This window comes from Streptomyces sp. NBC_00377 (genome assembly GCF_036075115.1).
Lineage (GTDB): Bacteria > Actinomycetota > Actinomycetes > Streptomycetales > Streptomycetaceae > Streptomyces.
This window is the reverse complement of the sequence record NZ_CP107958.1, coordinates 5,695,955-5,708,213: the sequence shown is the minus strand read 5'-3', so window position 1 is coordinate 5,708,213 and position 12,259 is coordinate 5,695,955. Positions and strand designations below refer to the sequence as shown.

The 12,259-nt window shown below is 70.7% G+C and carries 13 protein-coding genes and 1 pseudogene; 9 read left to right on the top strand and 5 right to left on the bottom strand.

The window, feature by feature from the left end; all coding sequences use genetic code 11:
* The first annotated feature begins 4 nt into the window (after positions 1–4).
* Entirely contained in the window at positions 5–1,150 is a 1,146-nt protein-coding gene (locus tag OHS71_RS25510) for a Gfo/Idh/MocA family protein (RefSeq protein WP_328481659.1), read from the top strand.
* Entirely contained in the window at positions 1,150–1,659 is a 510-nt protein-coding gene (locus tag OHS71_RS25505) for a heme-degrading domain-containing protein (RefSeq protein WP_328481658.1), read from the top strand. Before OHS71_RS25510 ends, OHS71_RS25505 begins: the two co-directional genes overlap by 1 nt.
* A 118-nt stretch (positions 1,660–1,777) precedes the next feature.
* Here OHS71_RS25505 and OHS71_RS25500 read toward each other — a convergent pair whose 3' ends face one another.
* From OHS71_RS25500 to OHS71_RS25485, 4 genes and pseudogenes are all read right to left on the bottom strand, one after another.
* Positions 1,778–2,635, bottom strand: coding sequence for a fumarylacetoacetate hydrolase family protein (locus OHS71_RS25500; RefSeq protein WP_328481657.1), 858 nt, complete (start codon positions 2,633–2,635; stop codon positions 1,778–1,780).
* A gap of 167 nt (positions 2,636–2,802) precedes the next feature.
* The gene (locus OHS71_RS25495) at positions 2,803–3,528 is read right to left on the bottom strand and encodes a YidC/Oxa1 family membrane protein insertase (RefSeq protein WP_328481656.1); all 726 of its coding nucleotides are present in this window, start codon (positions 3,526–3,528) and stop codon (positions 2,803–2,805) included.
* Positions 3,529–3,677: 149 nt separating this feature from the next.
* Entirely contained in the window at positions 3,678–3,989 is a 312-nt protein-coding gene (locus tag OHS71_RS25490) for a DUF6412 domain-containing protein (RefSeq protein ID WP_328481655.1), read from the bottom strand.
* A 103-nt stretch (positions 3,990–4,092) separates the two neighbouring features.
* Positions 4,093–4,281 (bottom strand): annotated as a pseudogene (locus tag OHS71_RS25485) (winged helix-turn-helix transcriptional regulator); the annotation flags it as partial.
* Between the two features lie 102 nt (positions 4,282–4,383).
* Here OHS71_RS25485 and OHS71_RS25480 point away from each other — a divergent pair.
* On the top strand, positions 4,384–5,139 hold the full coding sequence (locus OHS71_RS25480; RefSeq protein WP_328481654.1) for a hypothetical protein: 756 nt from the start codon (positions 4,384–4,386) through the stop codon (positions 5,137–5,139).
* Positions 5,132–5,515: a GntR family transcriptional regulator gene (locus OHS71_RS25475; RefSeq protein ID WP_328481653.1), complete on the top strand. Its 384-nt coding sequence runs from the start codon at positions 5,132–5,134 to the stop codon at positions 5,513–5,515. The genes OHS71_RS25480 and OHS71_RS25475 overlap by 8 nt, the downstream gene beginning before the upstream one ends.
* A 39-nt stretch (positions 5,516–5,554) precedes the next feature.
* Here the strand turns inward: OHS71_RS25475 and OHS71_RS25470 are convergent, their stop codons facing one another.
* On the bottom strand, positions 5,555–6,394 hold the full coding sequence (locus OHS71_RS25470) for a class E sortase (RefSeq protein ID WP_443047044.1): 840 nt from the start codon (positions 6,392–6,394) through the stop codon (positions 5,555–5,557).
* A gap of 199 nt (positions 6,395–6,593) precedes the next feature.
* Between OHS71_RS25470 and OHS71_RS25465 the strand changes: the two genes are divergently transcribed.
* The 5 genes from OHS71_RS25465 to OHS71_RS25445 all read left to right on the top strand — a co-directional run bounded on the left by OHS71_RS25465 (position 6,594) and on the right by OHS71_RS25445 (position 12,211).
* On the top strand, positions 6,594–8,069 hold the full coding sequence (locus OHS71_RS25465) for a glycoside hydrolase (RefSeq protein WP_328481651.1): 1,476 nt from the start codon (positions 6,594–6,596) through the stop codon (positions 8,067–8,069).
* Between the two features lie 273 nt (positions 8,070–8,342).
* Positions 8,343–9,374, top strand: a complete 1,032-nt coding sequence (locus OHS71_RS25460; protein WP_328481650.1) for an SEC-C domain-containing protein — start codon at positions 8,343–8,345, stop codon at positions 9,372–9,374.
* A gap of 170 nt (positions 9,375–9,544) precedes the next feature.
* Positions 9,545–9,916 (top strand): very short patch repair endonuclease, encoded by a 372-nt coding sequence (locus OHS71_RS25455; RefSeq protein ID WP_328484640.1) that lies wholly within the window; start codon positions 9,545–9,547, stop codon positions 9,914–9,916.
* Complete coding sequence (locus tag OHS71_RS25450; protein WP_328481649.1) at positions 9,913–10,884, top strand: DNA cytosine methyltransferase; 972 nt, start codon at positions 9,913–9,915, stop codon at positions 10,882–10,884. The genes OHS71_RS25455 and OHS71_RS25450 overlap by 4 nt, the downstream gene beginning before the upstream one ends.
* Positions 10,885–10,981: 97 nt before the next feature.
* On the top strand, positions 10,982–12,211 hold the full coding sequence (locus OHS71_RS25445) for a DNA cytosine methyltransferase (RefSeq protein ID WP_328481648.1): 1,230 nt from the start codon (positions 10,982–10,984) through the stop codon (positions 12,209–12,211).
* Positions 12,212–12,259: the final 48 nt, after the last annotated feature.

Genomic DNA, 12,259 nt, shown 5'->3' with positions numbered 1-12,259 from the left:
TCGCATGACTGGACGCACGACTGACGACACCGGCTCCGAAACGGGCCTCGACACCGGCACCGGATCCGGCACCCACCCGGCCGTCGCCCCGCTCCGCGTGGGCCTGATCGGCTACGGCCTCGCGGGGTCCGTGTTCCACGCCCCGCTGATCGCCGCGACCAAGGGCCTCGTCCTGGACACGGTGGTCACCTCGAACCCCGAGCGGCAGGAGCAGGCCCGCGCCGAGTTCCCGGACGTACGCGTCGCCGCCACCCCGGACGACCTCCTCGCCCGCGCCGACGAGCTCGACCTGGTCGTCATCGCATCCCCGAACAGGACACACGTCCCGCTCGCGACCGCCGCCCTGAAGGCCGGTCTGCCGGTCGTCGTGGACAAGCCCATCGCCGGCACCGCGACCGAGGCGCGGGAGCTGGCCGCCCTGGCCGAGGAGCGCGGCCTGTTGCTCTCGGTCTTCCAGAACCGCCGCTGGGACAACGACTTCCTGACCCTCCGCAAGCTGCTGGACGACGGCGAGCTGGGCGAGGTCCGGCGTTTCGAGTCCCGGTTCGAGCGGTGGCGGCCGCTGCCGAAGGGCGGCTGGCGCGAGTCCGGCGATCCCGCAGAGATCGGAGGTCTCCTCTACGACCTCGGCAGTCACGTCGTCGATCAGGCCCTGGTCCTGTTCGGACCGGCGGTCTCCGTCTACGCCGAGGCGGACGTCCGCCGCCCCGGCGCCGAGGCCGACGACGACACGTTCATCGCGCTGACCCACGCGAGCGGCGTCCGCTCCCACCTCTACGCCTCCGCGACGACGCCCCAACTCGGCCCGCGCTTCCGGGTGCTGGGCTCGAAGGCGGGCTATGTGAAGTACGGCCTCGATCCGCAGGAGGCTGCCCTGCGCGAGGGCGAGCGGCCCGACGGATCACCCCGCTGGGGAACCGAGCCCGAGGAACTGTGGGGCCGCGTCGGCGCCGGGGAGTCCCCGCTGACCGGCGGCGGACGACCCGTGCGGACCCTCCCCGGCGACTACCCGGCCTACTACGCTGCGGTGGCCAGGGCACTGATCGACGGCGGCCCCAATCCGGTGACCGCCGCCGAGGCGGCCGCCGCTCTGGACGTACTGGAGGCGGCCCGCCGTTCGGCACGAGACAAGGTGACGGTGACGCTCTGATGGGAACCCACCCGATGACCCCGAAGTTCACCCCGGAGATCACCCCGACCCTGGAGGAGCTCCAGGCCCAGGAACGACGGCTCGTCTTCCGGCAGTTCACGCACGACGACGCGTGGGAGCTCGGCTCCCTGCTGGTGGAGCTGGCCCGCGAGCGTCAGGCGCCGGTCGCCGTCGACATCCACCGCGCCGGCCAGCAGCTGTTCCACGCGGCCCTGCCCGGCTCGGCGCCCGACAACGACGCCTGGATCGCCCGCAAGCGCCGGGTGGTGGAGCGCTTCGGCGCCTCGTCCTACCTGGTGGGCTCCCGCTTCCGTGCCAAGGGCACGACGTTCGAGGAGGCCTCCCGTCTGGACCCCGACGAGTACGCGGCCCACGGCGGCTCCTTCCCCGTCAACGTGGAGGGCGTGGGCATCATCGGCGCGGTGACGGTGTCGGGCCTGCCCCAGCTGGAGGACCACCGCTTCGTGGTGGAGGTCCTGGAACAGTTCCTGGAGAAATACCTGCGCTGAACGCCTCCAAGGGGGACGGGGCCGCGGCATCGTGCGGCTCCGCCGCGTGGGCGCGATCGGCCACGGACCGGCCCGCAGCCGTCGGACCACCGCGGTTCCCCGCCCCCCGACGGAGCGCTCACGCGTCCTTGAACTCCTGGCGCTGGCGGCCGAGCCCGGCGATCTCCAGCTCCACCACGTCCCCGGCACGCAGGTACGGCTTGGGCTCCGGCTCGCCCATGGCCACCCCGGCGGGCGTCCCGGTGTTGATGACGTCCCCCGGGTACAGGGTCATGAACTGGCTGACGTACCGCACGACCTCCCCCACCGGGAAGATCTGCTCGGCCGTGGTCCCGTCCTGCTTCAGCTCCCCGTTGACCCAGAGCTTCAGGGAGAGGTCCTGCGGGTCGGCGACCTCGTCGGACGTCACCAGCCACGGCCCGAGCGGGTTGAACGTCTCGCAGTTCTTCCCCTTGTCCCAGGTCCCGCCCCGCTCGATCTGGAACTCGCGCTCGGAGACGTCGTGCGCGACGGCGTACCCCGCGACGTGCGCGAGCCCGTCCCGCGCCGACTCGAGGTAGCGGGCCGTACGCCCGATGACGACCGCCAGCTCCACCTCCCAGTCGGTCTTGAGGGACCGGCGCGGTACGAGGACGGTGTCGTAAGGGCCCACGACCGTGTCCGCCGCCTTGAAGAAGACGACGGGCTCGGAGGGCGGCTCGGCCCCGGTCTCCCGGGCGTGGTCGTGGTAGTTGAGCCCGATGCACACGATCTTGCCGATCCGGGCCAGCGGCGGCCCGACCCGCAGGCCGGTCGCGTCCAGCACCGGCAGCCCGCCGGACTCGGCGGCCTCGCGGACCCGGCCGAGCGCGACGTCGTCGGCGAGCAGCGCCCCGTCGATGTCCGGGACGATCCCGGAGAGGTCCCGCAGGACGCCCTGGGGGTCGAGCAGCGCGGGCCGCTCCGTCCCCGCCGTACCGACTCGCAGCAGCTTCATGGTCACTCTCTCCCTCGATCGCGGGCAGCCGTCCGACGGGTGCAGCCATCGGAGGACTGGTCGATCCTCCAAGCTGTACCGCCGGGTCCGCAAGCCCCCTTTCACGGACTGGACCGTCACCTCCCCGGGGCCTCGGGGCCGTCACCCGCGGGACGGTCGATCCCCCGTCACCTGTACAGGACCGCCCGTTCGCACGCGCTCCACGTCGTGCTCGTGATCACGTAGAGCGCGGCGGCCAGCGGTACGACGGCCACGGTGACCAGGGTGAAGAAGGACATGAACGGCATGACCTTGCTGATCGTGCCGAGCCCCGGCACCACGTCACCGGTGCCGGTACCTGTGTCGGCTCCCGCCGGGGGAAGCGGCAGCGGCACGCGCTTCGCCCGTGCGAAGTTGAAGGTGGCGACGGCCGCGACGACGGCGAACAGTGCCAGGTAGACCACTCCGGCCGCGCCGAACACGCCTCCCCCGGTCAGCGCGTCCGTCCAGCGGTCGCCGAGCGGTGCGGCGAACAGCCGGTGGTCGAGCAGCGCGTTGTCCTCGCCGCCGATCGAGGAGCTGGAGAAGAGGTGGTAGAGGAGGAAGAAGGCGGGCATCTGGCAGAGGCTGGGCAGCAGTCCGGACAGCGGCGACACCTTCTCCTCGGTGTGCAGCTCCAGCACCGCCCGCTGGAGCTTCTCGGGGTTGCGGGCATGCTTCCTGCGCAGCTCGGCGATCCTCGGCTGCAACGCCGTGCGGGCTTTCTGGCCCCGGGCGGCGGCGCGGGACAAGGGGTGTACGAGCAGGCGTACGAGCGCGGTGAACAGGACGATCGCGGCGGCCGCTGCGGTGGCGCCGAACAGGGGGTGGAGCAGGTCGGCGAGATGCTCGACCAGGCTGGCAAAAACGGACATGGCGGGTGAGCCCTCCGGGGGTCTCGTCGTGCCGGGAGAACGGGACTGACGGCATGACGACCCGCGCGGGCCACCCACGTACCGGCGCACGTATCGGTGCAGGTGATGGTGATGGTGATGGTGCTGATACGTACCGGTACCGGGTGGGTCTACGCGGCTGTCGTCCGGAGGGCCTGGCCGGGCGCCCTGGGGCGTGGGCGGCCGGAGGCGTCGGGATCGCGCTGCGGCAGGAACGCCGTACGGCGGGCCCGGTCCCTGATGGCCGTGCGCACCCGGGTGGGCGGGACGGCGGGGGCGCTGCGCGCGGCGACGAGCGTGCAGACGGCGAGCGCGGAACCGGCCGCCGCGGTCGCGGCGAGCGCGACGGCGGCGGAGAGACTGCCGGCGTCGAGGAGCACGACGTCCAGGAGAAGCAGGAGGATCACGAGAGCGGGACGCGGTACGAACCGGCTGCGGATCATGCTCTCGCCCTCCCTCTTCTCGTTCTCGCTTCTCGCGGGACTGCGCTCTCCGCGCTTCCTGCGCCCTCCGCACCTCTGCGTGCGTCTGCTTGTCCGATGTCGGTTATACCTGACCGGCCTCGATCGGCTCCAGCGGCTTCTTCGGCCTCAGCAGGGCCCGGCCGACCGGATCCGCCGGGTCGGGGTCGAGCCCCGGCCCCGGCACCATGAGGACGTCCGGGACCGGTACGACAGTTCCGCAGGCGGGGCATTCACCGTACGGCCGGCGATCGTCGGGGCCGTGGGCGTGCCGGGTGCGGGCACTTGTATCAACTGGTTGACACAAGATCCGCACCCCGGGCATCTTGTACTCACCACTTGATACAAGCATTTCGTACGCACCCGGGGGCCCCACATGCTGGACACCGTTCCACCTGAGCGCCTGCTCGCCCGCGCGGACCTCTGCGCCCGCTGGGCCGGGCTGGCCCTGGGCGTCGTCGTCGCACAGCGGCTGGCGGTGCGGGACAGCGACGACGTCGCCATGACCTTCCTCAGCGCGGTCACCGCGTTCGGCCTGTGCGCCGTCGGCGGCGTTCTGCTCGGCGACTCCCTCACCCCGGCCCCCGTGGAGGCCGTCCGCACCGCGAGCCTCGCCCCGCGCCGGGTCCGTGACCATGTACCGCCCCGGATGGCGCCGCTGCTGCTCTTCCAGACGGCGTGTCTCGTCGTCCTCCTGATGACCGGGGCCGCCACGGCCTCGCCCGACTCCATGAGCCGGGCGAGCCGGGCCGTCACCGTCACATGCCGGGGGGCGACAAGACCCCTCGGCCCCTGGCCCGGCATCCACTACGCCACCCCCATCCTCGCCTCCATCGCCCTCGGTACCGCCGCCTGCGTGTGGGCCCTGCGCCGTATCGCCCACCGCCCCGGCGGGAACCAGCAGCGGCACGACCGTTCGTGGGCGATCACGGCGGCCTGGGGGCTGCTGGTCTCCAGCCAGCTGCTGCTCGTCCTCGCGATGATCGGCAGGGTGCTGTCCCGCACCACCTGCGCGGGCATGCTGGGCAACGTCACCGCCCTGGTCATCTACCCCCTGGGCCTGCTCACCCTGTTCAGCCTGGGATGGTGCCTGTTCACCATCGTGATGCCCCGGGCCGTCGGCGATGAGTGAACCCGCGGTCCGCGTCGACACCACGAGCCAGGTACCGCCCTTCGAGCAGATCCGCGCCCAGCTCGCCGCCCTGATCGTCACCGGCCGGCTGACGGAGGGCGAACGCCTGCCGACCGTGCGCCAGCTGGCCTCCGACCTCGGTCTGGCGCCGGGCACCGTGGCCCGCGCCTACCGGGAGCTGGAGACCGCCGAGCTGATCCGCACCCGTCGTGGCGCGGGCACCCGGGTGGCGGCGCCGCCGTCCGAACCCGCCCGTCCCGATCCGGACCAACTGGCCACCCTGGCCCGTGACTTCACCGCCTCCGCCCGCGCCCTCGGCGCGGACACCGAGGCCGTCCTGACCGCCGTCCGGGAGGCCCTGGAGGAAGGGTCGTAGAGCCGTCGTGGCGGGACCGGGCGGCGGCACGGCGGCCGGCTATCCCCGGGGAAGCGACGCGACCAGCCTGCCCCACACGACCAGGCGGTAGCGGGAGGTGTACTCGGGCGTGCAGGTGGTGAGGGTGAGGTAGCGGCCGGGGGCGTCGTACCCGTAGGCGGGCTCGGTGAGGGAACGGGGCACGGGCCGGATGACACCCGAGTCACGGGGCGAGGTCTGCGGCAGGATCTTGTCGACGACATAGGTGTAGGTGGCCTCGCGGGTCTCCACCTCCACCTTGTCGCCCTTCCTCAGATGGTTGAGGTACCGGAAGGGCTCGCCGTGGGTGTTGCGGTGCCCGGCCACCGCGAAGTTGCCCGTCTGGCCCGGTTGCCGGGTGCCGGCGTAGTGGCCGACGTACCCCTTGTTGAGGACCTTCTGCTTGCTGGTGCCCTCGGCGACGGGGACGCGGAGGCCGAGCCGGGGGATGCGGAGCACGGCGTAAGCCTGCGAGGAGCGCGGCGCGCCGGACGACGCCCAACTCCCGCCGCCCGATGACGCGACGGCACCGTCGGACCCGGACGTGGAGCCGGACCCGGCTCCCGAACCCGAGCCGGAACCGGAGCCGCCCGCGTCGGCGGGATCACCGGCCGAGCCGCCGCCGCTCCCCCACTCCCGTTCCAGCGACTCCACCCGCCGTTCGGCGCCCTCCTTGGCCTCCCGGTTGGTCCACCACAGCTGGTGCACGACAAGGAGCAGCACCAACACCCCTGCCGTGACGAGGACTTCGGCACCGCTCCAGAGCACCCGCCGGTACCGGGCGCGCCGCCGCCGGGTGCTGTGCTGTACGAGGGGAATCCGCACGCGGGCACGATAGGCGCAAGGGAGAGAGGTCTCCATACCGTTCGCCCCCTCGAACCCTCCCCCGCCCTTCCTCAACAGGTTTGAGAAAGGGCTGTCAGAACTCTCGACAACACCACGGGCCGCACCCGATGCTTCGTGACGCACTGACGCACCGCAGACACCAGTGCACTGACGCACCCGACGACGCCGGTTGGGACGACCGGCGGTCGTTCGCTGTCATCGAAGCGGAGAAGTCATGATCCGACGCAGGACACTGCTGGCGGCCACGGGCGGCGCGCTCCTCACCAGCGCCCTCGCGACGGGCACCGCCCGTGCCGACGCGACGATTTCCGTCAACCCATCAACGACTTACGGCAGTTGGGAAGGCTGGGGCACATCCCTCGCCTGGTGGGCGAACGTCTTCGGCGCCCGGGACGACTTCGCCGACATCTTCTTCACGACCAAGTCGGTGTCCTACAACGGCAAGACCCTCCCCGGTCTCGGCCTCAACATCGCCCGCTACAACCTGGGCGCGTGCAGCTGGAACACGGTCGGCGGCGCGAGCATGGTGGCCTCCGCCAACATCCCGGCGTTCAAGCAGATCGAGGGCTACTGGCAGGACTGGAACAACGAGGACCCCACGTCCTCGGCCTGGGACTGGACGGCGGACGCGGCCCAGCGCGCGATGCTACAGAAGGCGACGTCGCGCGGCGCCACGTCGGAGCTGTTCGCCAACTCCCCCATGTGGTGGATGTGTTCCAACCACAACCCCTCCGGAGCCTCCGGTGGCGGCAACAACCTCCAGACCTGGAACTACCGCCAGCATGCCTCCCATCTGGCGGCGGTCGCGCTGTACGCGAAGTCGAACTGGGGCGTGAACTTCGCGACGGTCGACCCCTTCAACGAGCCGTCCTCGTCCTGGTGGACGGCGACCGGCACGCAGGAGGGCTGCCACATGGACGCGGCCGTCCAGTCGGCCGTACTCCCCTACATGCGCAGCGAGCTGGACAAGCGCGGCCTGACGGGGACGAAGATCTCGGCGTCGGACGAGACGAGCTACGACCTCGCCCGCACCACCTGGAACTCCTTCTCGTCGACGACGAAGGGGTATGTGAACCGGGTCAACGTCCACGGCTACCAGGGCTCGGGCGGCCGCCGCGACCTGCTCTACTCCGACGTGGTGACGACGTCCGGCAAGGCGCTGTGGAACTCCGAGACCGGCGACAAGGACGGCACCGGTCTCACGATGGCGAGCAACCTGCTCTACGACTTCCGCTGGCTGCACCCGACCGCGTGGGTCTACTGGCAGGTCATGGACCCGTCGTCGGGCTGGGCGATGATCGCGTACGACCCGAGCACGCTGGCGGCCGGCGCGGTCACCACCAAGTACTACGTGATGGCCCAGTTCAGCCGACACATCCGGCCCGGCATGACGATCCTCGACACGGGCGTGAGCTACGCGGCGGCGGCGATCGACAAAGCGGCGAAGCGCCTGGTGATCGTGGCCGCGAACACCTCCTCGTCGGCCCAGACCCTGACCTTCGACCTCTCCCGCTTCACGACGGTGACGGGTGGCGCGTCGGGCCTGGTCCCTCGCTGGAACACGGTGACGAACGGCTCGGGCGACCTCTACACGGCCCGCTCGGACACCTACCTGAGCGGCAGAACGATCAGCGTGCCGTTCGCGGCAGGCGCGGTGCAGACCCTTCAGGTGGACGGGGTGACGATCTAGAGGCGTCCTGCCGCCGGGTGGCGCCGGGTAGGGGTGACTGCCGCCGGGTGGTGCCGGGTGCGGGTGGCTGCCGCCGGGTGGTGCCGGGTGCGGGTGGCTGCCGCCGGGTCGTGCCGGGTACGGGTGGCTGCCGCCGGGTGGCGCCGAGCATGGGCGGCTGCCGCCGGGTCGTGCCGGGTACGGGCGGCCTCCGCCGGGTGGCGCCGGGCAATCCGCGCCTCCTGGCCTGCAGATATCTCTCTTTCGTCAGCAGGCGGCGCTACGGTGTCAACCATGCGCCCCGACACGCCTGCCGAGAACGTCGACCACACCGCCGAAGCGGCACGCCTGGAGCGGACCGCCGGCCTGTATCCCGAGGACGCGGAAGCCCTGCTGTTGCAGGCCGCGGCCCACCTGGAACTGGCCGGCGACCGCCCCGCAGCGACGACCCTGTACGACCGCCTCCTGTCCTCCTCCGAGGCCCCGGAGCACCTGGAGAGCCCCTATCTGATCCGCGCCCTGAAGGCTTCCAACCTGTGGGAGTACGGTCACGAGGCCGAGGCCAGGGCCATCATCGACGGCATCCGGGCCGCGGCCCCCCGGGACCCCGCCCCCTGGGTGATCGTCGCGGAGTCCCTGGAGTCCCACGACGAGCTGGAGGCGGCGCAGAAGACGTTCACGGAAGGGGTGACCCTGCTCCTGGCTGACACGACGGAGGTCCCGCACGCCTCCCACCCCCTCCTCTTCGGCCGCCACCGCGTCCGCCGCATGCTGGGCGCGCCCCACGACGACTGGGACGTCCTCGCCGACACCCTCCACACGTCCCCCGTCCCCCTGGACGAGCTCCACGACCCGAAACGCGTCTGGTCCCTGGGCTCGGACAACCCGGCGGAGCTCCAGGCGGAGATCTCCCGGCTGCGCGCCGAACTCGGCACCTACCGGGAGGAACTGTCCCGCCCGTTCCCCGTCGCGGTCCTGCACTGGCCGGCGGCGGAACTCTCCGAACTGGTCGCCGCATACCCGACGTTGACGGAGGAATACCCGTCGCACGAGCAGCACCTGGCAGGCATAGAGGCGTCCTTGCGCGAACTGTCCGCCTCGGGCACGCCCAACCTCGGCATCGTGACAGGCACGGTCCCGTCGTACGAGGCCTTCGCAGCCTCGGAGGGCACATCCCCGGCAGACACGGACCTGCTCCCGCAATACGCGACGACGCTGGCAGCCCGGGGCCGGGCCGCGGGGTGGCCGCCGGAGCGGGGGGCAAAGTGTTGGTGCGGGTCGGGGAACAGCTACGAAGCGTGTCATGGGGCCGCCTCAAGAGCTTGAGACCATGGCGCTCCTGGGACTCCCGGCCTGCACCACACGCCCGCACACACGCGACGAACCGAGGCCGTGAGTCCCTGATCATGGCGATCGCCGACCGTGGCCACATGCATTCGTGAGGCATGACGACAGTGAACGAATTGACGCCCTCTTCTCCCGGCGTCTCAGCCCGCATGAGCAGGCAGGCGAGCAAGGACACCGGTGTCGAGTTGGCCGTACGGCGGCTGCTGCACGCGAGCGGTATGCGCTACCGCGTGGAATACCCCGTCCCGGGCATGCCTCGACGACGGATCGACGTGGCGTTCCCCCGAGCGAAGGTGGCGGTCCTCATCGACGGCTGCTTCTGGCACGGCTGCCCACTGCACGCCACCCACCCCAAGTCCAACGCGGAGTGGTGGCGGACCAAGCTGGAACGCAACATGGCACGGGACCGGGAGACGACCGAGCACCTGACCACGGAAGGCTGGACGGTGCTGCGATTCTGGGAGCACGAGGCTCCGGAGGATGTGGCCCTTCGCATCTCGGCGGCGGTGACGAATCGATGAGCCGGCTGACCTTTGTCGACGTGTGCTCAGGGGCGGGTGGGCTCGCCCTGGGCCTGGAGCGGGCAGGCTTCGAGCCGACACTGCTCCTGGACGAGGACGCCGACGCCTGCCGGACCCTGCGGACCAACCGACCGCAGTGGAATGTGCTGCAAGCGGACCTCATGGACCTCGACCCCAGCGAGCACCCGGAAAGCTACGACGTGGACCTGCTGTCCGCGGGACTGCCCCGGGTGAAGTCCAACGCCACGGCCGCCCGAGCGGAGTCGGGCGAGGAGGAACGACTCCTGAAGGCCGCCGTCTACCTCGCCCACGCCGTCAGGCCTCGGGCCCTGCTCCTCGAGAATGTGCCCGCCCTCGCGGACTCGGACAGGTTCCACGACTTCCGTGAGTTCGCCCGGGCCGAGCTGGAGCATCTCGGATACGAGTGCAGCTGGTTCGTCCTCAACGCCGCCGACTTCGCAGTGCCGCAGGACCGCAAGCAGGGAATCCTGGTGGCACTCAAGAAGGGGTGGTTCTCCTCGTTCCGGCCCCCCTCCCCCACCGTGACGGACCATGTGTCGGCCGGCGAGGCCCTGGCATCCTCCATGCGGTCGGCCGGCTGGAGGGACGCCGACCGATGGGCGGCCCAGGCGACCTCGGTGGCTCCGACTCTGGTCGGTGGGTCGAAGAATCGAGGTGGAGCCGACCTGGGGCCCGCCGGAACCAAGCGAAAATGGGAGAAAATGGGAGTGAACGCCCACTCGCTGGGCGACGAGATCCCCGGACCGGACTTCGTGTGGTCCCCGGAGCTCGGCAAGGACGGCATGGTGCGGCTCACAGTGAACCAGGCCGCTCTGCTCCAGGGCTTCCCGAAAGATTGGGAGATCGTCGGAAGGAAGACGGCCCGCTACCGGCAGATCGGCCACGCCTCCCCGCCGCCGGTGGGCGAGGCGCTCGGGCTGGCGATCGCCCACGCAATCCGTTCCTGAACGAAGAACTTCCTGTTCAGAGCAGAAATCGCGGGCCCTCCACCGGCCTCACGAGACGGACGTAGGCACCTTCCCCGGCCGGCTACACTTTCACCTCATGGCCCGAGCACCTCATCCGGACGCGAAGCAGGATCCGCCCGTCATCGTCGATCTCTTCGCGGGACCGGGTGGCCTGGACATCGCGGCAGAGGTGCTCGGAGTACCCAGCATCGGCGTGGAGTGGGAGAAGTCGACCCGAGCGACCCGGCACGCAGCCGGTCTACGCACCACCGAAGTGGGCGACGTGGCGAAGGTGAACCCGCTCGACCCCGAGGTTCGCTCGGCCAGCGTCCTCACCGGGGGCCCGCCCTGCCAGACCTACTCGGTGGCGGGCAACCGAGAGGGCCACAAAGCCCTCGAAGAGGTGATGGACCTGGCCGAGATCGTGGGGAACAGCAAGAGCGTCGAGGAACTGGAGAAGGCCTGGGCCGAGGTGGAGCGGAGGGCCCACGAACTGGCATGGGCCGACGAGCGCACCGGGCTCGTGCTCCAACCTCTCCGATGGATCGTCGAGAAGAAGCTCAAGGCCGACCCCTACGAGGTGGTGATGCTGGAGCAGGTCCCTACCGTGCTCCCCGTCTGGAAGAAGTATCGCGAGATCCTTCGCGAACTCGGATATGACGCGGACTGTCACATCCTGCACACCGAGGAGTACGGGGTGCCACAGACGCGTCGTCGCGCCGTGCTGATCGCCCGATACCAGGGGGACGGCAGGGGCCAAGATGTCGAGTTCCCGCCGCTGACCCATCAGCGCTATCGCAAGGGGGCGAAGCGCCTCCCCGCGGTTCCGGAACCCACGGTGCGGACACAGGCCCTCCAGCAGAGCCCGCTCTTCGGCTCCACGGCGCCGGCCCCCCAGTCGGTGAAGCCATGGGTCTCCATGGGTGACGCGCTCAAGGATTCGCGTTCCACGGACTTCGTGGTCCGCTCCAACTACGGGTCGGGCGGTGACCCCAAGAAGCGAGGACTCCGCGCCTCCGACGTGCCGTCCGCCACCGTCACCGGCAAGGTGCGCCGCAACACGGTGTTCGACCTCAAGGGCTTCAACGCGGACGGCGAGCCCGAACTGGGTCCGGAACAGGACCGTTTCACGTTCCGCGAGATCGGTCTGCTGCAAACCTTCCCGGTCGAGTACCCCTGGCAAGGCACCGACGTCGCACAACAGATCGGCAACGCGATCCCGCCGCTCCTCGCCCTCCACGTCCTGTGCACGGCACTGGGACTGGACGAGAGCCGCAAGGAGCGAGCCATCGAGGCGCTGAAGTCCTGGCGCCCTCCCCACCTGTAGGACGAAGAGCTCGGATCAGTCCTCCTCCGGCCCCTCCTCGCTCTCTTC